The sequence below is a fragment of the Roseivirga misakiensis genome, from assembly GCF_001747105.1.
Classification (GTDB): domain Bacteria; phylum Bacteroidota; class Bacteroidia; order Cytophagales; family Cyclobacteriaceae; genus Roseivirga; species Roseivirga misakiensis.
Genome location: NZ_MDGQ01000005.1, coordinates 1,079,184 through 1,100,956 on the forward strand (window position 1 = coordinate 1,079,184; position 21,773 = coordinate 1,100,956).

20 protein-coding genes are annotated in these 21,773 nt (G+C 40.6%); 8 read left to right on the forward strand and 12 right to left on the reverse strand.

Annotated elements, in window-relative coordinates:
* Nucleotides 1–9: 9 nt before the first annotated feature.
* The 8 genes from BFP71_RS12395 to BFP71_RS12430 all read right to left on the reverse strand — a co-directional run bounded on the left by BFP71_RS12395 (nt 10) and on the right by BFP71_RS12430 (nt 8,715).
* Nucleotides 10–858 (reverse strand): transketolase, encoded by an 849-nt coding sequence (locus tag BFP71_RS12395; protein ID WP_069835781.1) that lies wholly within the window; start codon nt 856–858, stop codon nt 10–12.
* Between the two features lie 28 nt (nt 859–886).
* A complete protein-coding gene (bcp, locus tag BFP71_RS12400) occupies nt 887–1,339 on the reverse strand; it encodes a thioredoxin-dependent thiol peroxidase (protein WP_069835782.1) in 453 nt (150 codons plus the stop codon).
* A gap of 3 nt (nt 1,340–1,342) precedes the next feature.
* Nucleotides 1,343–3,238, reverse strand: a complete 1,896-nt coding sequence (locus BFP71_RS12405; RefSeq protein WP_069835783.1) for a M23 family metallopeptidase — start codon at nt 3,236–3,238, stop codon at nt 1,343–1,345.
* Entirely contained in the window at nt 3,225–3,833 is a 609-nt protein-coding gene (locus BFP71_RS12410; protein ID WP_069835784.1) for a fumarylacetoacetate hydrolase family protein, read from the reverse strand. The genes BFP71_RS12405 and BFP71_RS12410 overlap by 14 nt, the downstream gene beginning before the upstream one ends.
* 157 nt (nt 3,834–3,990) lie before the next feature.
* A complete protein-coding gene (locus BFP71_RS12415; RefSeq protein WP_069835785.1) occupies nt 3,991–5,835 on the reverse strand; it encodes a PLP-dependent transferase in 1,845 nt (614 codons plus the stop codon).
* Nucleotides 5,836–6,017: 182 nt separating this feature from the next.
* Nucleotides 6,018–6,512, reverse strand: coding sequence for a flavodoxin family protein (locus BFP71_RS12420; protein WP_069837065.1), 495 nt, complete (start codon nt 6,510–6,512; stop codon nt 6,018–6,020).
* 19 nt (nt 6,513–6,531) lie between these two features.
* Nucleotides 6,532–7,338: a 3'-5' exonuclease gene (locus BFP71_RS12425; RefSeq protein WP_069835786.1), complete on the reverse strand. Its 807-nt coding sequence runs from the start codon at nt 7,336–7,338 to the stop codon at nt 6,532–6,534.
* A gap of 9 nt (nt 7,339–7,347) precedes the next feature.
* Complete coding sequence (locus BFP71_RS12430; protein ID WP_069835787.1) at nt 7,348–8,715, reverse strand: UDP-N-acetylmuramate--L-alanine ligase; 1,368 nt, start codon at nt 8,713–8,715, stop codon at nt 7,348–7,350.
* 181 nt (nt 8,716–8,896) lie between these two features.
* On the opposite strand from BFP71_RS12430, the gene dnaB reads away from it, so the two are divergent.
* The 4 genes from dnaB to BFP71_RS12450 all read left to right on the forward strand — a co-directional run bounded on the left by dnaB (nt 8,897) and on the right by BFP71_RS12450 (nt 14,950).
* Complete coding sequence (gene dnaB, locus BFP71_RS12435) at nt 8,897–10,465, forward strand: replicative DNA helicase (protein WP_069835788.1); 1,569 nt, start codon at nt 8,897–8,899, stop codon at nt 10,463–10,465.
* 10 nt (nt 10,466–10,475) lie between these two features.
* On the forward strand, nt 10,476–11,471 hold the full coding sequence (locus BFP71_RS12440) for a quinone oxidoreductase family protein (RefSeq protein WP_069835789.1): 996 nt from the start codon (nt 10,476–10,478) through the stop codon (nt 11,469–11,471).
* Between the two features lie 110 nt (nt 11,472–11,581).
* A complete protein-coding gene (locus BFP71_RS12445) occupies nt 11,582–13,204 on the forward strand; it encodes a M14 family metallopeptidase (protein ID WP_069835790.1) in 1,623 nt (540 codons plus the stop codon).
* 6 nt (nt 13,205–13,210) lie between these two features.
* On the forward strand, nt 13,211–14,950 hold the full coding sequence (locus BFP71_RS12450; RefSeq protein ID WP_069835791.1) for a M14 family metallopeptidase: 1,740 nt from the start codon (nt 13,211–13,213) through the stop codon (nt 14,948–14,950).
* 69 nt (nt 14,951–15,019) lie between these two features.
* Here BFP71_RS12450 and BFP71_RS12455 read toward each other — a convergent pair whose 3' ends face one another.
* From BFP71_RS12455 to BFP71_RS12470, 4 genes are all read right to left on the reverse strand, one after another.
* On the reverse strand, nt 15,020–15,961 hold the full coding sequence (locus tag BFP71_RS12455) for a hypothetical protein (RefSeq protein WP_069835792.1): 942 nt from the start codon (nt 15,959–15,961) through the stop codon (nt 15,020–15,022).
* A gap of 90 nt (nt 15,962–16,051) precedes the next feature.
* Nucleotides 16,052–16,426 (reverse strand): VOC family protein, encoded by a 375-nt coding sequence (locus BFP71_RS12460; RefSeq protein ID WP_069835793.1) that lies wholly within the window; start codon nt 16,424–16,426, stop codon nt 16,052–16,054.
* Nucleotides 16,427–16,591: 165 nt separating this feature from the next.
* Nucleotides 16,592–17,584: an energy transducer TonB gene (locus tag BFP71_RS12465; protein WP_176723362.1), complete on the reverse strand. Its 993-nt coding sequence runs from the start codon at nt 17,582–17,584 to the stop codon at nt 16,592–16,594.
* Between the two features lie 19 nt (nt 17,585–17,603).
* Nucleotides 17,604–17,927 carry a tetratricopeptide repeat protein gene (locus tag BFP71_RS12470; protein ID WP_069835795.1) on the reverse strand — a complete coding sequence of 108 codons (324 nt, stop codon included), beginning with the start codon at nt 17,925–17,927 and terminating at the stop codon, nt 17,604–17,606.
* Between the two features lie 167 nt (nt 17,928–18,094).
* On the opposite strand from BFP71_RS12470, the gene BFP71_RS12475 reads away from it, so the two are divergent.
* Genes BFP71_RS12475 through BFP71_RS12490 form a run of 4 tightly spaced genes read left to right on the forward strand, consistent with a single transcriptional unit; the run spans nt 18,095 to nt 21,754 of the window.
* The gene (locus tag BFP71_RS12475; protein WP_069835796.1) at nt 18,095–18,832 is read left to right on the forward strand and encodes an electron transfer flavoprotein subunit beta/FixA family protein; all 738 of its coding nucleotides are present in this window, start codon (nt 18,095–18,097) and stop codon (nt 18,830–18,832) included.
* Nucleotides 18,833–18,837: 5 nt separating this feature from the next.
* Nucleotides 18,838–19,791 carry an electron transfer flavoprotein subunit alpha/FixB family protein gene (locus BFP71_RS12480; RefSeq protein WP_069835797.1) on the forward strand — a complete coding sequence of 318 codons (954 nt, stop codon included), beginning with the start codon at nt 18,838–18,840 and terminating at the stop codon, nt 19,789–19,791.
* Nucleotides 19,792–19,802: 11 nt separating this feature from the next.
* Nucleotides 19,803–20,390 carry a bifunctional nuclease family protein gene (locus BFP71_RS12485; RefSeq protein WP_069835798.1) on the forward strand — a complete coding sequence of 196 codons (588 nt, stop codon included), beginning with the start codon at nt 19,803–19,805 and terminating at the stop codon, nt 20,388–20,390.
* 56 nt (nt 20,391–20,446) lie between these two features.
* Nucleotides 20,447–21,754, forward strand: coding sequence for a NupC/NupG family nucleoside CNT transporter (locus BFP71_RS12490; protein WP_069835799.1), 1,308 nt, complete (start codon nt 20,447–20,449; stop codon nt 21,752–21,754).
* Nucleotides 21,755–21,773: the final 19 nt, after the last annotated feature.

Below are 21,773 nucleotides of genomic sequence, written 5' to 3' on the forward strand. Positions count from 1 at the left end.
GTTTCTAGTTTAGTAATCTCCCAAAGTTTCTTCCAATTGGCTCAAAGCGTCAGCGAGTTGCTCGTCATTTGGTGCAATTCCATGCCATTTGTGCGTGCCCACCATAAAGTCAATGCCAAAGCCCATTTCGGTGGTCATCAAGTTTAAGATCGGCTTACCTTGACCTGTCAATTCCTTGGCCTCGTCTAAACTCTTGACAATTGAAGCCATATCGTTTCCTTGACTTTCAATGACAGTCCAACCGAAGGCTTCCCACTTAGCTTTTAAGTCTCCAAGGGACATTACCTCATCAGTAGGGCCATCAATCTGCTGGCCGTTGTAGTCTACCGTGGCTATAATGTTGTCTATTTTGTGATGTGCCGCATACATGGCAGCTTCCCAAACTTGCCCTTCCTCAAGTTCACCGTCGCCCATAAGCGCATAAACTAAAGTGCTTTCGCCATTTAGTTTTTTTACTTGAGCAGCACCGCAGGCCACGGATAAACCCTGGCCTAGCGAACCTGATGCAATTCTAATTCCTGGTAAACCTTCTTCAGTAGCAGGGTGTCCTTGAACTCTAGAATCAATTTGTCTGAACGTAGCTAACTCCGAAGTTTCGAAGTAACCCGACCTTGCCAAAACACTGTACCAAACTGGTGAAATATGTCCGTTAGATAAGAAGAAAAGGTCTTCGTCGATCCCATTTGGGTCGAAACCTTCTTTTCTTTTCATGGCATAAAAATACAGTGCTACTAAAAAGTCTGTGCATCCTAATGATCCGCCGGGGTGACCCGAACTAGCACCATGGACCATACGAACAATATCTCTTCTCACTTGCGAAGCGATACGTTCTAGTTCTGCTGTTGTTGGTTTACTCACTATAGATTTGGTTAAATTAAGGTTATGGCTATTCAGCCATTATTTGTGCTGTATGATCTTTGGTCTTCACTTTTGAAATGATTTCCGATATCACACCGTTTTCGTCAATTACAAATGTAGTTCTTGCCGTGCCCATATACTGCCTTCCGTACATAGATTTTTCTACCCAAGTGCCAAATTGCTCGTGGATACTCTTGTCTTCGTCTGCAATAAGTGGAAATGGAAGTTCAAATTTCTTAATGAAATTCTGGTGTTTTTTAGGCGAGTCGGAACTGATGCCTACTATTGCATACCCAGCTTTCAAAAGTGCGTCGTAGTTGTCTCTTAAGTTACACGCTTGTGCTGTACAGCCAGGAGTATTGTCTTTTGGGTAAAAGTAAAGTACTAGTTTTTTACCGCTGAAATCTGAAAGTTTAATTGGGTTATTATCTTGATCAATTCCTTCGAAATTTGGCGCTTGATCGCCTACACTTAAAGCCATTTTTTATTCAATTTTTTGTTTGAAAATAGATTCGTTGCCAGCGTTATCTGACACTCTCAATTCAAACTCACCAAATAACGGTTTGTTTTTATCTAATCGCTCTGACCAAATCAAACTTCTCTTAGGTTCGTATTTCATTAAAATCCATTGACCATTGATTTTGGCTTCTATACTGCTGATTCCCGAGAGACTGTCTTTAATGGTAAAGCTAATTCTTCCATTTTTCAGACTTCTTTTCTTGATCGTAGGAGGGACTTCATCTTTTAAGACTGTATATGTACCAAAACTTCTAAATGAGAACACAAACCGATTTTCTTTGTATTTGCCACCGATAAAACTAGGTCGCCTAGGATTAGAAATATTGTAGACGTGGTATTTATCTAATTCATCGTACTGACCAAGTGGCTGAAACTCGGCATTTATAGCTCCCCTCAGTGGATGTATATCTTCGTCGACTTCGAAAACTTCTTTATTCTCTTTGTCCAAATAGTGTCGTGCTCGGATATATACCGTATCAAAAAGCGATGTTTTAGAAAAAGAGAGCGAGTATGTGTCGCCCAAGAAAGCGTATTCGTTTGCAGCAGGAATTCTATCGGCAAAGTGGAGAGGCGTTGTATTATTCTTAAATGTCACACTTTGAGGAAGGAATTTCCTGAGGTCAATCAAGTATACATTCGTTTCAGTGTTATAATAAGTTGGTTCTAATAAAAGTGAGCCTTCTTGGTTGGAGAGTGTAATCTTATTGAGTAAAGAGTCTCGTTCCGAGTAGAAAATCAGCGTGTTGTCCTGAATATAAGTATCTCCTTTCTTTAAAATTTCAACGTCAACTTGTTCAGGTCTAGATTTACCTTTAAGCGTGAATTGAACTGTACTTTCGTTGCCATAGGCATCTTTCAATTCTCCTCGAATTGATAAAACTTCACCGGCTTCAACATTTAAAATGCCATCATTTACTACTTCATCATAGAATTTCAAAGAGTTGCCATCATCTATGTAAAGCTTATTAAACCTACGCCTTGATTCTTTTTGCGCTTGGTAATTGGTATGGATGAGAATGTTCTTTTGTTGTGAGAAGTTTATCGAATCAATATTCTGCTCGAAATAAAGTTCATCATTAACATACAGATCAATTAAAGGAACTCCATTTTTATTGGCAGCACCATCGAGCTGATCGAAGGTGTATAATTCCAGACCAATTCTTCCGAGTACTTCAATGGTGTCTTTTATGCTGAAGTTATTGCCGTTTCTGGCCAAATTAAATTCAAATCTACCGAACTGATCGCTGACTCTGGATTGAATATCCATGGCCTTCAATGCCACTTTTTGAACCGCCGGAGCGATGTTATCCGATATTTCCGAGAAACCAATTCTAAGAGGATCCAGTACTTCTTGGTTGGCTCCTCTGATTTCAAAATGTAGGTGTGGACCGGTTGATGATCCAGAATTACCCGAGAACCCCAGTACTTCACCTTGTTTCAGTGTTAATGCACCACGCTTTGGAAAAAGGTTCACGGCAAAAGATTTCCGTCTATACTGCTCTTTTAAGGCATAGGCCGCTATTATAGGGTTAAAACTTTGTAGGTGAGCATAAACAGTTGTCGTACCATTAGGGTGCTGCACATAAATACAGTTGCCATAGCCTCCCGTGCCTATCCTGATGCGACTAACATAGCCGGCAGCTGAAGTGTACACTTTCAAGCCTTCTTTCCCGGCAGTTTTAATATCAAGTCCCGCATGAAAATGACTAGATCTCAATTCACCCATTGTACCACTTAGGTAATTGATTTGATCAGGTTTTATAGGGAAATCGAAGTAGTCTTTTTCAATGCCTTGATATTGGGCATGAAGACCATTTGTGAGTAATAGAAATAAGAAAAGGAATAGTTTATCTGATTTCAACTTCGAGTAGTTTTTCTTCTTCAATATAAGCTTCTAGCTTATCTCCAACAACTATAGGGCCAACGCCCGCAGGGGTACCAGTAAAAATAATATCCCCTGTTTTTAACGTGAAAAACTTCGATATATATGCAATGATTTGATCGAAATTGTAAAGCATCAGACTTGTATTGCCTTTTTGGACAGGTTCTCCATTCTTTGAAAGAGAGAAATTGAGGTCCTCCAGGTTAAAGTTTTCTTTGGGAAGAAAGTTTGAAATAGGAGCTGAGCCATTAAAACCCTTCGCTATTTCCCATGGTAAACCTTTTTCTTTGCACTTGCTTTGAAGATCCCGAGCTGTAAAGTCCACACCTATCCCAACTTCTTGGTAATACTTATGCGCAAATTGTTCTTCTATGTATTTGCCCTCTTTACAAATTTTGATCAACACCTCTACCTCATAATGAATGTCTTTTGAGAAATCTGGGTAGTAAAAGGGAGCATCGTTACGCAACAAAGCCGTATCTGGCTTCATAAATATGACAGGTTCAGAAGGACGCTCATTTTTTAATTCTTCTATGTGTGCAGTATAATTTCTGCCAATAGCAATGATCTTCATAGTGCTTACTATTTCTTGAGTATAGACTCAGAGGAACTGAAAATAATATTTAAATGAAGTCACATTTGGTAATCCAAAAACCGGCTCAAATGTGATGACTTAAATATAGTGTAATCAGGACGAATTCTAGCTCTAGAATGCTTTGAAAAAGACAAGTTTAAATGCTTGCCACGAAATCTGAAAACACCTTCTTATGGAGCTCTAAATCCATATTTGGAGAAAGTGCCACACGAGCAATGTAGTCCTTATCACCTTCTTTGGTAGTGCCTTGCGTAGATGTAGCTGGAATGGTCCAATAACAGCCTTTCAATTGGCCATAACTCACACAGTACTTACTTTCGTGTGGAATTTCACTGATCATTAAATCGATCAGTTTCAGGTTAAGTGCTCTTTTGTAGGCCTCTCTTTCTTCATCTGTATTTCCTTTTGTTGGTAAGTCCAATGAAAATACCGAAGGTGTAAATCCCTGTTCGGCCAAGGTCTCTGAAACGAAGTTTATTTTTGCTTCGGGTAATACTTCTTCAATGAAATTAACAAACTCTCGTGTATTGTCATATGCATCTTTTACCCTTTGTGTCATTGAAGGCAATTGCTTAGCCAAAATCTCCATTTGCAGACTTGTGGCTTCATTATCGCATAGTTTCAAATGCAGATCTATATTACTCATCAGTACCGCTGCTTTCTGATTTGCCACAGCAAAGCCTGCTGTACACTTGCCGCCGCTTGGGAATTTAGACCCACTAACGTAGGCGATGGTCTGAACCGATGCCAATATATCCTGTTCACCTAAAAAATGAACATTAGGGCAAAATGTCTGGTCTAGAATGAAAACTGGGGCAACAGCATGCGCTCCATTGGCCGTTTTACGCACCCTGCTCAATGCCTCTTCTAACTTGACTAAGTCCGGCACTTCAACTCTTGGGTTGGTCGGTATTTCAGCAATTATGTAAGGCACAGCGTCCTCTTGAGCGATTTGGTCCAAGACGGTCTCTACACTTTGAACCATGTCGTTATCTCCATCAACAGGCAAGTCAACAATGTCTACGTTGTCGATACAAGCGGCCACACGCCTTGCCTGATCATTGGTTCCACCATAACAATTGGGAGGAACAACAATTTTGATGGCTTTGCTTGGATAAGCCTCCATAGCATGATGTACCAGTCCCATCACTATTGCATATTGGATGGAAAGCCCGCTTGAGGCCACTAATGCGCCAGTATTAGTTCCCGTAATTTCGGCTATAGACTCAAGCACTTGGTTTTTGTCAGATGCCTGATTCCTGACAGTAGAATTCGAGTCAGTTATGCGAATCAGTTCTTGCAGGACAGTTAGCGAATTGGCGGGCGTCATGGCAATAGTCTCTCTTCTTCTTACGTGCTGAATTTCAGAGATGTATTCTTTATTGTCCTCACCATTTACCAATATGATGCTACCTAAGTTATGGTAGGTGTTGATGAGGAAGTCAATGCTGTTAGATAGGTTTAAACCTTCTGATAAGTCTTCTTCTGATATAAAAATCGTACTACCCTCAAAGTCCGTAATTTCATTCAGGCTTTCAACTCGCTTTAGTTGAAATTGATAGCCATAGACTTTTCTGACTATTTCAGGATCAAAAAAAGTTGGCAAGTCATCCCTGTAGACTATTTGTGTATCCTTATTATCTAAGAGATTCTTTCTTAAAACAGCCAATATAGGCGCAGTCCTTGAAGAAAAGCTGATTACGCTTGCGGCATCTAGCCCGTTTAACTTGGCTATGGTCCATTCTAAAACAGAAGATAATGGGTGACCCAACCGAATGTAGTCGTAGGCCGTACTCAGCTCATTTAGTGCAGTCTTGTTGGTGTTATACGCATTGAATAGCGTTTCGAACTGATCTAAAAACTCAGTTTTAGCTAGTTTTTCATTGTATATATCTAGTCGGTGAGTTGTTAGGTTAAGCCAATCCGAAGGCATATTTTCTAACACTTCTTTGATGTAATCGAGCACTTTACTGTTCGCCATTTCTTTTACCTTTTTATCGGTCTATTATCCACATTTTTGTGGTACAAATATGAACAGTAATTTGATTCAAAAAATTCGACTTTGATGAATTGTTTTTAATAATGTCTTAGCGGTTCGAATCAGCGGCTAATAAGTCTATCTAGGTAACTCATTGCGGCATCAGACACGATAAGGAAACCGCATTAGTGGGCGTCAACCTGTTGGATGAATTGAATGAGTTCTTCCTCATTTAACTCGCCACTGATGGTATGCAAGTCTTTTAAATAAGTCATACCGAGGTATTCTGAGGAAGCCTGAAATGGTAGCCAAAATGATTTGCCTAGGTTGTTTCCATTCGAAGTACTTATAACAGCCATCTGTTTTCCTCTCAACCTTCTTCCCAAAGGTTTTTCTATGGTGAGTAGGTCAGAAATTCTATCAAAAAAGACCTTCATAACGCCACTCATCGCATACCAATAAACTGGCGTGGCAAATATGAAGGTATCGTATTGGTCTATTAAACCTTTAATCAGCGGAAGGAAGTCATCTTGCTGATTTTCGTGTTTATAATCGTAATGATCGATTTTGTAATCCATTAAATTGATGACATCCCAATTCGAATGCTTTACGAGCATTTTGACTAAGGCAGAAGTATCGCCGTCATTTCTAGAACTACCAGAGATTATTACCTTTTTCATGAGTCCTAATTCGTATGGGTTACCCCATTTTAAAGCCACTCAATTTAATTTTTGTCAGCTTCCTTTTAGTGTCTAATGAAAAATCTCCACGCATCATCCAATCGTAATAGCCTGGTTCTTTGGCAAAAACTTCGGATACAGGCTTACCCTTGTGCTTTCCAAAATTGAAAACTTCTTGGTTTTTGTCATTATAAACAATCCTTCCAGCCAAGTCTACCATTCTAGAAGCCACAAGCTGATGTATGGCCCCCATGTCATTTTCAATTTTGCCAACCGCTCTTCCCGAAGCATCTGTTACATTCATGCCATTATAGCGTTCTATTTGGGCTTTAAATACCTCGAATGTCGCGTCGTTATCTGCTTCAGCTCCATGCGCACCAACTAATTCTTTTCCACAGTAAAATTTATAAGCCGCCGAAAGTGTTCGTTGCTCCATCAAGAAAAATATCTTTTGGGCATCGATTAGTTTTCTGTTAGCGACATCAAAATCAACATCAACCCTTAAAAACTCTTCAACCAAAAGAGGCACATCGAACCTTACTATATTATAACCCCCCAAATCACAGCCTTCTAAAAACTTAGCCAAGTTTTTGGCCAGTTCCTTGAAAGTTGGTTTGTCTTTCACATCCTCATCCCTGATACCGTGGATCATAGCAGATTCTTCAGGTATCGGAATGGTGGGGTTTACCAGCTGTACTTTCTTTTCCGTATCACCATTAGGCATTACTTTCAGCATGGCCAGTTCAACAATTCTGTCTTGGGAGATATTAATGCCTGTAGTTTCTAAGTCAAAAAAGACGAGCGGGTTTTTTAGGTTGAGTTGCATGAGATATTGTTAATTGAGTATTGAGTTTTTGATCATTTCTAAGTCTAGGCCGCCATAATTGCCCGAGCTCATTAAAAGTAGGTTTTTGGCCTCCCATTTCTGAGATAAAAGATGTTTTTCAAGTACCCCGGCTTGGGTGAATAATTTAATATCTGTTCTATTGAACGCTTTTTTTAACTCGTCTTCACTAATCATTTCTAGCCCTTTGGCAGCAACAGTTTTCGGATTTATAAAAACTAAGGCTTCATCAGGTGCGTCGAAAGTGCTCTCATATTGATTAATAAAGGCCTTATTCAGGCTGCTAAACGTGTGTAGTTCTATACATGCTACCAGCGATCGATTGGCAAACTGATCCTTTACCGCTGTCGAAGTAGCTTTTAGTTTCGACGGTGCATGAGCAAAATCCTTAAATACTGTACTCTGCTCATTTTCGCCCAACTTTTCCATTCTTTTAGAAGCGCCCGCAAAAGACTGTATATGGTGATAGAACTCGGCATCGGTCACCTCTAAACTGTTCAAAATATACTTAGCCACCTGAAGGTTCTGCATGTTATGTTGCCCAAATACTTGGACAGGAGTTTCTCCATTTTCATGTAGAAGGAAAGTCTCCTGGTCCTTGATAACCGATTCATGTGGACCGTAAGGTATTAAGTTGGAAGGGCTTCCCATGTCCTTCACCAAGTCACAAAGCGCCTTATCGCTCTGGGCATAAAATACTTTGCCATTTGCAGGCGTCAAATCGATGAATTTTCGAAACTGATCTATATAGTTATCTATTGTTGGGTAAACATTAAAGTGGTCCCATGCTATCCCTGAAATCAAGGCTAAGTCATGTTTATAATGTAGGAATTTAGGAGTAAGGTCTAGGGGAGAGGTAGTATATTCATCGCCCTCGATTATAATGTAAGGTGCATCGGTTAGTTGCACCATTTGGTCGAAACCTTCCAACTGGGCACCTACGAGATAGTCAAATTCTTTATCCATCGATTTCAGCACGTGCATAATCATGGACGTAATGGTGGTTTTACCGTGACTTCCTGCAACAACAACCCTTTTCTTATCCTTAGAAGCTTCGAAAATGAATTCGGGGAAAGATAAAATTTTAAGTCCCAGTCCTTGTGCTTTTAAAAGCTCGGGATTATCCGCTTTAGCATGCATACCTAGAATGATCAAATCCAAATCAGAATTGATTCGGTTTTCATGCCATCCATCTTCTTCAGGTAAAAGTCCGTGATCCTTTAGGTTGGTCTTTGATGGATCGAAGAAGGCATCGTCAGACCCAGAAACATTATTGCCTAAATTCTTAAGACAAATGGCTAAATTATGCATAACAGCCCCGCCGATGGCGATAAAGTGAATGCGTTGATTTGTGATCATGAAAAAGTGGCTAAGTCTTCGTCAAAAATAAGAGAAAAGAAACGCCCTCCCAATTTCGTTATGTTCTAAAAAGGGGGCTTAAAATGTCAAAAAAAGACTGTGCAAAACTTCGTGGATAAGTTGATTAAAAGAAAAGAAAGTAATCGTTGTTCGACGAACGATTAGGCTATAAGTTTGAATAATGGAAAAAGATAAATCGGCCATATCAAGAGCAGGTTATAAGCCTAGAGCAGGACTCGCCGAAGCAGCCCAATTAGGTAAGTTGCCACCTCAGGCAGTAGACCTAGAAGAAGCGGTATTGGGAGCGCTCATGCTAGAGAAGGATGCACTAACCAATGTTATTGATATTCTTCGGCCAGATTCTTTTTACAAAGAAGCGCACAAAGAGATTTATCAAGCTATTTACGAGCTTTTCCAAGAGTCAGAACCAATTGATATTCTGACAGTTACTAGCCATTTACGAAAGTCGGGTAAAATCGAAATCGTTGGTGGTCCTTATTACATTACGCAGTTAACAAACCGTGTAAGTTCGGCAGCCAATATTGAGTATCATGCAAGAATCGTAGTTGAGCAATCGATTAAAAGAGAGCTGATTCGAATATCTTCTGAAATTCAAAAAGATGCGTTTGAAGACACTACGGATGTGTTCCAGCTTCTAGACAAAATGGAGCAGTCACTTTTTGAAGTGTCGGAGAAAAACGTGAAGAAGGAATACGATAGCATGCGTAATATCATGGCGACTGCTTTAGAAGAAATTCAAGCCAGAAAAGACCATCAAGATGGACTCACAGGAGTGCCTTCTGGATTTACTGCATTAGATCGTGTTACTTCAGGTTGGCAAAGATCAGATTTGATCATTATTGCGGCTAGACCTGCTATGGGTAAAACTGCTTTTGTGGTATCTGCCCTCAGAAATGCGGCTGTAGATCACGGTCAGGCCTGTGCAATTTTCTCTTTGGAGATGTCATCAGTTCAATTAGTGAATCGACTGATTTCAGGAGAAGCAGAATTGGAAGGTGAAAAGATCAAGAAAGGTACTTTAGCCGAACACGAATGGGCACAACTTGTCCATAAAACAGCAAATTTAACCAAAGCCCCCATATTTATAGATGATACCGCCGCGCTTTCGATCCTCGAATTGAGGGCGAAATGTAGGCGGTTGAAACAACAGCATGACATTCAGTTAATAGTAATTGATTACTTGCAGCTAATGTCAGGCGACTCCTCAAAGAGTGGAGGTGGAAGTGGTAACCGTGAACAGGAAATCGCCTCTATCTCTCGTTCTTTGAAGAACTTAGCTAAGGAGCTTAATGTGCCAGTAATTGCGCTGTCACAATTAAGTAGAGCCGTTGAGACCCGAGGCGGAGATAAGCGTCCCCAGCTTTCCGACCTCAGGGAATCAGGGTCAATTGAGCAAGATGCCGATATGGTAATGTTCCTTTATCGTCCTGAATACTATGGTATTACACAAGACGAGAATGGTATGCCAACCACCGGTATGGGTGAAGTCATTATATCTAAGCATAGAAATGGTTCACTGGAAAATGTACAACTCAAATTTGTGGGTAAGTACACCAAGTTTGCCGATCTAGATATGAATGCTGGCGGTACTTATGGCTCTTCATTCCCGACCGATGGAACTTCTAGTTTCGAATCAGGTGCTGGTGGCGGTGCCATGACCTTCCAAAGTAAGGCCAATGGAGGTGATACCCCGAATTTGCCAACGGGAGGAGAGGAAGCACCGTTTTAAATCCTAACAAATGAAGGCCTTATTAATCACCGATCAGACCGAGCCACTTTTAATTTCTGATGTCACTTTACCCGAAGTGGGCGAACATGAAGTGCTAGTGCGGCTAAAAGCTGTGGCACTGAATAGACGCGATCAATGGATTAGGCAAGGAATGTATCCGAATATAAAGTTTGGAAGCGTTTTGGGTTCAGATGGCGCTGGAATTGTGGAAAAAGTAGGACCAGATGTCAGTGATAGTCTTATTGGTCATGAAGTTATCATTAATCCAAATGTGAAATGGGGAAGTGATGATATGGCACAGTCCAAAGAATATTCAGTGTTGGGAATGCCGAAGAATGGGACTTTTGCGGAGTATATAGTTGTTCATGAAAATCGTTTGGCCGATAAGCCAGAACACCTTTCTTGGGAGGAAGCAGCAGCGTTACCTTTGGGAGGCTTAACAGCCTTTAGAGCGATATTTCATCACGGCCATTTAAAACCGGGTGATAACGTATTAATTTCTGGTGCAGGAGGTGGTGTGGCACAATTCGCATTTCTCTTTGCCACAGCCATAGGAGCTAATGTATACGTGACCTCAGGATCTAGTGATAAAATCGAAAAGTGTCTAAATGCAGGCGCAAAAGCAGGTTATAATTATAAAGACGATCAGTGGTTTAAAGAAGCACATAAAATCTCCGGAGGATTCGACGTAGTGATAGATAGTGCGGGAGGGAATCAAATCAACGATTTTATTAAGATAATGAAACCCGCTGGTCGAATCGTTTTTTATGGCGCAACAAACGGCACACCCGAAAAACTAGATATGTTCAGAATGTTCTGGAACCAGATCACCCTACAAGGATCTACCATGGGAAATGATCACGAGTTTGAAGATATGGTTTCGTTTGTCAAAAAACACGAAGTTCACCCAATAATAGACTCCGTAAGGCCTTTTGAAGATATTATTTCTGCTTTCGATGATATGAAAGCCGGAAAACAATTCGGGAAGTTAGTGGTCACGCTTTAGCCCACCCAAATGGCCTCATTGCCATTCACATCCACTAAGCTTTTACATTTAAGTCCTTGAAGTTTAATTAGACAGAATTTTTAAACTCAAAAATCATTAATTAAAACTATATGAGATTCAATCGGAACAAGTTTGGACTGGTTGCAGCATTGATGTTCTTGACCCAGATGATGTGGGCACAAGACTACAATAATGCAAGTCAACTGGCCCAACGACTTCGTGGATTGGCAAACTCCTCAAATGCCGCCACGCTAAAGTCCATTACAAAAACATTAGGAGGTAAAGATGTCTGGATGCTCACTTTGGGTACCGGAGATATGGAAAATAAACCAGCCATGGCTGTGGTAGGTGGAGTTGAAGGACAACATCTGTTAGGCGTAGAAATGGCTGTGCGTTTTGCCGAAGATATTGTTAAAAACAACCTCGGCGCGTTGGACAATACAACATATTATGTATTTCCTAACATGAGCCCTGACGCTACAGAACAGTATTTTGCCAATCTTAAATACGGTAGAAGTGCTAACGCAAAGAAGACGGACGACGATCGTGATGGCCGAATGAATGAAGATCCATTTGAAGATTTGAATGGTGATGGTATGATCACAATGATGAGAGTTGAAGATGCTACGGGTGATTGGATTACACACCCAGCGGACGATAGAGTAATGATCAAGGCCAATAAATCTAAAGGCGAAAAAGGTAAATACCACTTGTTTACCGAAGGAGCCGATAATGATAAGGATGGCGCTTTTAATGAAGATGGTGATGGCGGAATTTACTTCAACAAGAGTTTAACTTTTTCCTACGACTACTTTACACCAGGTGCTGGTGAGCATCCTGTGTCTGAATTGGAGAATAGAGCACTATTGGACATCCTGTATACGAAGTGGAACGTTTACGCCATTATGACCTTTGGGCCTGGAAACAACTTATCTAGTGCTTGGAGGTACAACAGAGCAGGCGCGTCCAAAAGAGTAGTAACTAGTGTCCTCAGAAACGATGAAACTATAAACAAATTGGTTTCAGGTAAATACAATAAAACTGTAGGAACAAAAGACGCTCCGCCATCAGTGGAGCCTGGAGGTAGCTTTAATCAATGGGCATATTTCCACTTTGGAAGACTTAGTTTCAGTACACCAGGATGGTGGGCACCGATGGTAAAAGGTGACTCTACCATGAAGAAAAATACCGATAAGAATAGAGAGGTCAATTATCTAAGATGGGCTGAGAAAGAAGGCCTTTCGAATTATTTCGCACAATGGACCGAGATGGATCACCCAGATTTTCCAGGTAAAAAAGTAGAAGTGGGTGGTATTGCACCATTCAACATGCTAAACCCGCCAATTTCAATGATTGACGATTTGGCGAGTAAGCATAACAAATTTATCATGGAACTGGCCGAAATGCAGGCAAGTGTTGAATTGATCAACCTGAGGGCTGAGTCTGTCGGAAAAGGCATGACCCGAATTACGGTAGACCTGTACAATGGTGGCACTTTACCAACCCACTCACAAATGGGATCAAGATCGCGTTGGTTAAGACGCGTTAAGATGGAATTGAAATTAGGAAAAGGACAAGAGATCGTTTCTGGTCGAAAAGTTAATTTGATCCCTTCTATTAACGGTGACGATTCGGTATCATTTACTTGGCTCGTTAAAGGAAAAGGCACAGTTTCTCTTGAAGCTGGTGCACCCCACATTGGATTCACTTCAACAAACGTAAATCTTAAATAAGCCGACATGAAAAACTTTATAAACAAACTCGTTTTATCGATTTGCTTACTTGGGTTTACTGCTGCAGCTTATGCCCAAAGTGCGGATGAAATATTTAGAGCCGTTGGTTCACCTCACAATCCGAAAGTACAAATTAGCTTTAACCGATACTACACTGCGGAAGGACACGCTGTACTCACCAAGAAGATAGCCGATGCGCACCCTAACCTAGTAAGAAGAGTATCTATTGGAAAGTCCTATGAAGGACGCGACATGTGGATGCTACAGATTACAAACTTCGAAAAGGGAGAGCCACATAGAAAACCAGGTTTCTACATCGATGGTAATATTCACTCAAATGAAATTCAAGGAGCTGAAATTTCGATCTATACCGCTTGGTACTTAACTGAGAACTATGGCGATGTTGATTATATCACCAAAATGCTCGATGACCGCATCTTTTATATCGTACCGACCATCAATCCTGATGCGAGGAATAACTATATGAAGGAGCCGAATACAGGTAGTTCTCCAAGATCGGGGATGATTCCTTTGGACGATGATAGAGATGGTCTTTTTGACGAAGATGCACCAGACGATCTGGATGGTAACGGTTCTATCACTCAAATGAGGAGAAAAAGTAATACTGGGAACTTTATTTTAGACCCGAAAGATCCAAGAAAAATGATCTTGGTCGGTGTGGACGATAACGTGCCTGCTAGTGTACAGCGATACGAAATGCTAGGTCAAGAAGGAATTGACAATGATGGCGATGGTAGAGTTAACGAAGATAGAGTAGGGTATTACGATCCAAATAGAGACTGGGCGTGGAAATGGCAACCTGATTACATTCAAGGTGGCGCGTACAAGTATCCGTTTAGTGTGCCTGAAAATAGAAACGTTGCAGATTTTGTTTTGGCACATCCGAACATTGCTGGTGGACAAAGTTACCACAACTCTGGGGGAATGATCCTTCGTGGTCCTGGTGCTCAAGAAGATCTTTCGACATATAACAGAGCAGATCTTAGAATCTATGATGCCATAGGTCAAAAAGGAGAGAAGATAATGCCTGGTTATAGATACCTAGTGGTTTACAAAGACCTTTATTCAGTATTTGGCGGAGAGCTGGACTGGATGTACGGTAGTCGAGGTATTTACACCTTCACCAACGAGATTTTCACCCGATTTGCCTATTACAAGAATAATCAGGGAGGGCAAAACCTTAACTACGACATCGATACCGAGTTGTTAATGGGAGATGCTTTCGAACCATGGAAGCCTTACAATCACCCAACTTATGGAGAAATAGAGATTGGTGGGTTCAAAAAGAACTTCGGTAGAGCAACTCCTGGTTTTATGTTAGAGGAAGAGTTGCATAGAAATATGGCTTTCACACTTTATCATGCTTTTCATATGCCGAAACTGAGCATAGGAGAGGTTAAAGAGAAAGATTTGGGAGGAGGCTTGAGAGAAATCACCGCCACCATCAAGAATGAAAGACTAATGCCAACGCATGCTTCTCAGGATTTGAAGTATAAAATTGAAAGACCTGATTATATCAGCATATCAGGCGTTAATGTTCAAGCAGGTATGACGGTTCAGAATGAAGATTTTGGATTTACTACTGAGCAAAAACATAATCCTCAAAAGTTAGAGTTGGCCAACATTCCAGGAAATAGTACAGTAACTGTACGCTGGATTGTTAGTGGCAAAGGCAAGTATACCATCACGGTAGACAGCGCCAAAGGAGGCTTAGTAAGCAAATAAGCCATCAAAAAATCTGAAAAAAGCCACTCCGAAATTCGGAGTGGCTTTTTTGTAACAGTCAAAGAGGGCTTAAGGGTTTTCTTCTAGCCACTTGATAGCCACCTTCGACATATTTCGGTAATCATGGCCAACATTTTTAACAGTGTCAATTTCCCAGTTAAACGTCCAGTTATTTGAGCTACTCAACTGAGCATTGGCTTCATAAAAATTGGAACCCCGTTCTAACCTATGACCACCTTGTTGCATTGCCAAATCCGTAGTTCTGAAAGTCCCTAGACTGGGGTCATTGTCCAATTCTCCCAAGAGGATGATCAGCCTCTTTTGATAGGCGATTTGTAAATCAGTATTACTGTTCGTATGCGAAATCCCATAAGGATACCTGATGGTATTGTTTGGGAAAGTATAGAATCCAGCATTGGCGGCTATGGCAGTTTCAATGCGAGCATCCGGCATGAGCATTATCATCCGATGAACAAATTGTCCACCCGCAGAATGTCCGAAGATATCATAAGTACTATTGGTTATGTCATTAACCGATTTGACGTGGTCGAATATGTTTTCTATGACGGTAAAAGCCCATTCCTGTTTGGGGTTTTTGGTACCAAAAAAGGTGAAAAGATTACCTTCCTGATAATCGTTAGTAGTGTATTTGGCAAACTTGCTTTCAAATGCTGGAGCCACAATGAGTAGATTATTGTCCTCAGCTGCTTTTACCCAAGCTTCAAGGTAATCATCCGCATTTCTGCCACCACCATGCATTACAAAGACAATTTTATCTCCGCTTTTCCAGTTTTCAGGTTTGTAGGTCCAAACACGTATGGACTTTCTTTTACTTTCATGATAGGCGTACATCACAAAGTTGTCTTTCCCAACAAGTATGGGAGTCGGGGTAGTGACTTCTGGCCCTTTTGGCAATTTGTATAAATAGACATAGCCAGTAATACCCAAGAGTAAGAGCAATACAAAACCAAAGACTAGGGTCTTCCGGATAATGCGTAGGAGTTTATTCATTGACTGAGCTTTTTGGTTGAAACAAAGCAATTGTGCTATGTTTTTTCCATGCTAAGGTCATGCCAAACTGTAAGCCTTTTGGAGTTGAGATTAAATTGGTGAAGAAACATCCACTAAGGTGCCGTTAGGGTCTTGTAGAAGCATTCTTCGTTGCCCATAGAAAGTGTCGTGAGGTTCGCTTAGTATTTTATATCCATTGGAATTAGCGACCTTAAAAACGTCATCAACATTTTCAACGACAAAGGTAATGTAGAAGCCTTGGGGTGACTTTTGAAACCCCTCTGGAATGAGGTCACTCGATTTCAAAATAATACCAAGCTCTAAAGATTTGTCTTTTGAAATAAGATGTACGAACCAGTCGCTATCGTAGTCTACGTTAAAATCAAAAAGGCTCACATAGAAATCTTTACTCTCTGATAAGCTTTCAGAGCATATATTGGTCATTAAGCGGTTAATCCTTTCCATTTTCTAATTGATATTCGAGTGGGTCGAAGCAGTACTATAGATTAGTTTTTAATTAAAGTCATCTACGAAAATTTTAACCCAGATAGTTTAAAAAAGTTTGGCCTAGGTCTACTCGAGTTTGGTAGTGTTTTTCAAGCACAATGTTTTGGGTAATTACTTCCTTGACTATCTCATCCTAAAATCTAATCTTAACATCATGCTGCTTTTGACTTTCCGTCCTCTCTGAATAGCTGGTAACCATTTCTTGGAAAGTTTGAGAACACGCATAGCTTCTTCATCACATCCACTTCCAATACCAGACATGACTTGAATATCTAATATTTGACCAGTTTGGTCGACGACAAAACTGAGAACAACACTGCCTTCTATTTTATTTCGTCTGGCTATCTTGGGGTACTTCAAGTTCTTTTGCAAAAATCTGGCCCATTTCTTTTCGCCATCGGGATAGGCCGCAGGTGTTTCTAGCGTATTGTATGTGAAAACGGCGCCACCGTTGTCATAACTTTTTCCTGATACCAGTTCACCATTTCGGTTATAGTTTTCTTCATAGTCAAGTTTGTTGACCTTTATGCCCGTCCAGAGCCCAACTTTTTTTCCATCAACGTATTCACCTCTTTCCAAATAATTAGAGTTTTTGAAAATAGTGGCGTTAAAGATTCCTGAACCATCTTTTACTTGCTGATTGCCCAATGAATCCCAAGAATTAATAAGTAAATCAACGAACGAACCACCGCTCGTTGTACGCCTTGTGATTCTTTCACCTTCTTGATAAGTGTATATATTCTCTGATCTCTTCTGACCATTTTGATACCACCTGGTGATTAAGCTTTCGTTTTCCCCTTCACCAAGCCCTCTTTGTTCTTTGATCTGCCCATTTTTATAATATTTCTTATGCGTTCCATTCGAACGGTTGTTAAAGTAATAAACCTCTCCATAGAGTGAATGATCTGGGTAATACTGTTTAATTAACCCATTTCTATCGAAGCCAGCATTAAGTTCATAATAAGCCACTTTAGCTGTGCTATTTGGTCCAATCTTACCACCTGAACTTGAATAGAAGGTCGTGTCTGATTGGGCGAGCGTTGCGAATGGGTACAGAAGAAGAAGAATTGTGATTTGATGTTTTAACATGTCTCTTAATGCCTTTTCAAATATCAATTTAGAATTTTATCCCATCCTACTCCATCTCAAAAAGTAAATTCTGATGGACTGAATTGAGTTCCTGAAAGGTTTTGTTATTTCCTTGAGTTTTGGCCAGTATCATACCTTGTGCATAAACTTCAAGTGCTTCATCTTCTAATTCATATGCTTCAAGCAGCTGCCCAGTTTGATAATAAGTAGGAAGGTATTCAGCGTAATCCTTCAAAAGAGTTTTGAAAATTCTTAGCGCTTCTTCGGGTTTAGTTTGAACATATTCGCAAGCCAAACCATAGTAATTAAACGGATCAGTTGGATCTTCTTCAATGTACTTTTTTAGTAAGTCAATTCGGGCTTCATTCATTCGGCCGAGTTCGTTTTTATTTACTTGATTATTGGCTATCTTCGGGCAAATTTAGGCATCACCGCTGTTAGATTTAAGTCAATTTCGGGTTTTATATTGTCAAATCTAAACCTGATCGACTTGCAAATAGTTAAAGAGGAAATAATTATCAAAACCAATAAGTAAGCATGAACATATTAGTTTGTATCACACATGTTCCTGACACTACTTCACGAATAGCATTTACCAACGATAACACCGAATTCGATAAGAATGGTGTTCAATTTATCATAGGTCCTTATGATGATTATGCTTTGGCAAGAGCTGTAGAGTTGAAAGAGCAGAACGGAGGAAAAATTACAGTTTTAAATGTAGGCGAAGCAGATAGTGATCCGACTATCAGAAAGGCATTAGCTATCGGAGCAGACGAAGCTATCAGAGTGAATGCCTTCCCATCTGATTCTTATTTTGTGGCAAACCAAATTGCCGCAATTGCAAAGGATGGTGGATACGATTTGATTTTGATGGGTAGAGAATCTATCGATTTCAATGGTGGTATGGTACACGGTATGGTTGGCGAATTGCTAGGTTTACCATCATTCTCACCAGTTATGCAATTAGAAGTTGAAGGTAATTCAGCTAAGATTACTAGAGAAATAGAAGGGGGTAAAGAGAAATTAGAAGTTTCACTTCCTTTTGTTGCAGGCTGTCAAGAGCCGATCGCTGAGTGGAAAATCCCGAACATGAGGGGAATTATGTCTGCTAGGACAAAGCCACTTAACGTTGTAGAACCAACAGATAATGCTACCCACAGTGAAATGGCAGCCTATGAGCTACCTGCTGAAAAAGGTGCTGTCAAAATGATTGACGCCGATAATGTTGGTGAACTTGTAGATTTATTAAAGAACGAAGCGAAAGTAATCTAAGAAATATGTCTGTTTTAGTATTTATAGAAACCGAAGAAGGTAAAATAAAAAAGTCGGCTAGAGAGGCTATTTCATATGGTGCGGCTTTAGGTGATGTAACAGCTTTAGCACTTGGTACTGTTAGCCAAGACGAATTAGCAACAGCAGGGGAGAACGGTGCGTCAAAAGTACTGCATGTATCAGATGAGCGTTTAAACGCCAGTTTGATTCAGCCTTATGCTGAAGCTATCGCTGCTGCAGCAAATGCTACTGGTTCGGAAATCATTGTTACCGCTAAGTCATCGCTTGCTGATGCAGTTGTCGGTAGAGTAGCCATTAAATTAGGCGCTTCATTAGTTTCAAATGTTGTTGCTTTGCCAGATACAAGCAATGGTTTTCAAGTAAAAAGAAGTATTTATACAGGTAAGGCATTCGCCAACGTGAACCTTACTACAGATAAGAAAGTCTTAGCGATCAAAAAGAACGCTATCGAAGTTAAAACTGACGGAGCTGCGGCAAGTGTAGAAGCTCTTAGCGTGACACTAGATGATTCACTCTTTGGTGCTACCATTACCTCAACTGAAAAAGCAGAAGGTGATGTGTTATTGCCAGAAGCTGATATAGTAGTTTCAGGTGGTAGAGGGCTTAAAGGGCCTGAAAACTGGGGCGTGATCGAAGATTTAGCTAAAACATTAGGAGCAGCAACAGGATGCTCTAAGCCAGTTTCTGATATGGATTGGAGACCTCACCACGAGCACGTTGGGCAAACAGGTGTTAAGGTAAGTCCTACACTATATGTGGCCGTTGGTATCTCAGGTGCCATCCAGCACTTGGCGGGTGTCAATTCTTCTAAGTATATTGTGGTAATTAATAAAGATGAAGAAGCTCCATTCTTTAAAGCCGCTGATTATGGCATAGTTGGAGATGCTTTTGAAGTATTACCAAAATTAAATGAGGCGCTCAAAGCAGCATTAGCTTAGATTTTTTAGCATTGAATAAGGTAAAGATTGAAATCCTTGGGCTTTCTTCGAGCCAATCTCAAACGACTGGCTCTTTTGCGTTGGTGCTGGGAGAAGAAGAGGGGGAAAGAAGATTACCGATTATTATCGGAATGTTCGAGGCCCAGGCGATAGCCTTGGAAATTGAAAAGATTACCCCTAATCGTCCGATGACTCATGACTTGTTTAAGTCATTTGCTCACGGTTTCAATTTTAATGTAACGGAGATTATCATTTCCGACCTCAAAGAAGGTGTTTTCTTTGCTAAAGTAGTTTGCACTGATGGCGTTAAAACCATTGAAATAGATGCCAGACCGTCGGATGCGATAGCGATCGGTATACGCTTTGACGTTCCTTTCTACACATACGAACAAGTGCTTTCAGAGGCTGGGATTATTCTCACCGATGAAGAAGAACTGTTGGAAGAAGAGGCAGAGGAACCGTTGGCAGTTTCAAAATCAGGCGATCGACTACAGGATTTCTCATTGGATAAACTCAACGAAATGCTGGATGCAGCACTTAGTGGAGAAGATTATGAGAAGGCTGCTAAAATTAGAGACGAGATAAATAAAAGAAGTTGATAATATAAACGCCTTTGTTCTACTAAGGACAAAGGCTTTTTTATGCCCAAAAGAAAATGGATATCATAAGAGCAATTATTGGTCTATTAGTGCTTGTGGGTATAGCCTATCTGCTTTCTGGAAATAAGAAAGCTATAAGCTGGCGGCTCGTTGGAGTAGGTATTTTACTTCAGTTAATAATTGCTGTCTTAATCGCTTACGTTCCCTTTGTACAGACCATGTTCAGGGGTATGAGCGAAGGATTTGTTCAGTTTCTGGGGTTTGCCTTGAATGGTGCTGAGTTTTTATATGGTGACCTTGCCTATAATAGTGATGCACAGTCTGGGGTAAAGCATAGCTTAGGCTTTTTATTCGTTTTTCAAGCCTTACCAACCGTTATTTTCTTTTCGGCTGTTACGGCAGGACTCTACTATTTAGGAATACTACAGAAGATCGTTTATGTGTTTGCCTGGATTATGGCCAAGACCATGCGCTTATCTGGAGCGGAATCAATGTCCGCAGCTGGCAATGTGTTTCTGGGACAAACAGAAGCACCACTCCTGGTCAAACCTTTTATCAAAGGGATGACAAAGTCAGAACTGCTTTGCTTAATGACTGGTGGAATGGCCACTATTGCAGGATCCGTTTTAGGGGCTTATGTAGCGTTTTTAGGTGGTGGAGACCCTGAGCAGCAAGCACAATTTGCTACCTATTTATTAAGTGCCTCTATAATGAATGCACCTGCAGCTATTTTAATGGCTAAAATTTTTCTTCCAGAGCAAGAAGAGGTCCTCAAAGAATTAAAAGTCACCAAAGATCAAATTGGTACGAACGTTATCGATGCGCTGGCTGGTGGAGCAAGTGATGGTATTAAGTTAGCCGCCAATATTGGTGCTATGCTTTTGGCTTTTATTGCCGTTATCTATGCCTTAAACTGGATGTTGGTGGATGGGATAGGAGAGTGGACAGGATTAAATACATATGTAGTGCAGAGTACCGATGGCGTATTTGATGGCTTTAGCCTACAGTACATATTGGGCCAAGTATTCAGGCTTTTTGCCTTTGCTATGGGCGTTGAGTGGTCGGAAACACTTCAAGTTGGAAGTTTAATCGGTCAGAAAACGGTGATTAATGAATTTGTAGCTTATTTGAGCTTGGCGGAAATGAAAGAAGCAGGTGTTCTAAGTCAAAAAGCTATTGTTATTTCGACTTATGCCCTTTGTGGTTTCGCCAATTTCTCATCAATCGCTATTCAAATAGGTGGTATCGGAGGAATGGCTCCGAGCAGACAGGGAGACCTCTCCAAACTAGGCGTCAAGGCATTAATGGCAGCCACATTAGCCACCATGATGACCGCAACCATCGCGGGAGCACTATTTGGATAAACACGTAACTTTGGTAGGC

Coding starts and splice junctions, on each gene's coding strand:
- BFP71_RS12455 (WP_069835792.1), bottom strand. CDS start 15,961: ATGAATAAACTCCTACGCATTATCCGGAAGACCCTAGTCTTTGGTTTT.
- bcp (WP_069835782.1), bottom strand. CDS start 1,339: ATGGCTTTAAGTGTAGGCGATCAAGCGCCAAATTTCGAAGGAATTGAT.
- BFP71_RS12480 (WP_069835797.1), top strand. CDS start 18,838: ATGTCTGTTTTAGTATTTATAGAAACCGAAGAAGGTAAAATAAAAAAG.
- BFP71_RS12445 (WP_069835790.1), top strand. CDS start 11,582: ATGAGATTCAATCGGAACAAGTTTGGACTGGTTGCAGCATTGATGTTC.
- dnaB (WP_069835788.1), top strand. CDS start 8,897: ATGGAAAAAGATAAATCGGCCATATCAAGAGCAGGTTATAAGCCTAGA.
- BFP71_RS12450 (WP_069835791.1), top strand. CDS start 13,211: ATGAAAAACTTTATAAACAAACTCGTTTTATCGATTTGCTTACTTGGG.
- BFP71_RS12460 (WP_069835793.1), bottom strand. CDS start 16,426: ATGGAAAGGATTAACCGCTTAATGACCAATATATGCTCTGAAAGCTTA.
- BFP71_RS12440 (WP_069835789.1), top strand. CDS start 10,476: ATGAAGGCCTTATTAATCACCGATCAGACCGAGCCACTTTTAATTTCT.
- BFP71_RS12430 (WP_069835787.1), bottom strand. CDS start 8,715: ATGATCACAAATCAACGCATTCACTTTATCGCCATCGGCGGGGCTGTT.
- BFP71_RS12475 (WP_069835796.1), top strand. CDS start 18,095: ATGAACATATTAGTTTGTATCACACATGTTCCTGACACTACTTCACGA.
- BFP71_RS12420 (WP_069837065.1), bottom strand. CDS start 6,512: ATGAAAAAGGTAATAATCTCTGGTAGTTCTAGAAATGACGGCGATACT.
- BFP71_RS12470 (WP_069835795.1), bottom strand. CDS start 17,927: ATGAATGAAGCCCGAATTGACTTACTAAAAAAGTACATTGAAGAAGAT.
- BFP71_RS12425 (WP_069835786.1), bottom strand. CDS start 7,338: ATGCAACTCAACCTAAAAAACCCGCTCGTCTTTTTTGACTTAGAAACT.
- BFP71_RS12490 (WP_069835799.1), top strand. CDS start 20,447: ATGGATATCATAAGAGCAATTATTGGTCTATTAGTGCTTGTGGGTATA.
- BFP71_RS12410 (WP_069835784.1), bottom strand. CDS start 3,833: ATGAAGATCATTGCTATTGGCAGAAATTATACTGCACACATAGAAGAA.
- BFP71_RS12415 (WP_069835785.1), bottom strand. CDS start 5,835: ATGGCGAACAGTAAAGTGCTCGATTACATCAAAGAAGTGTTAGAAAAT.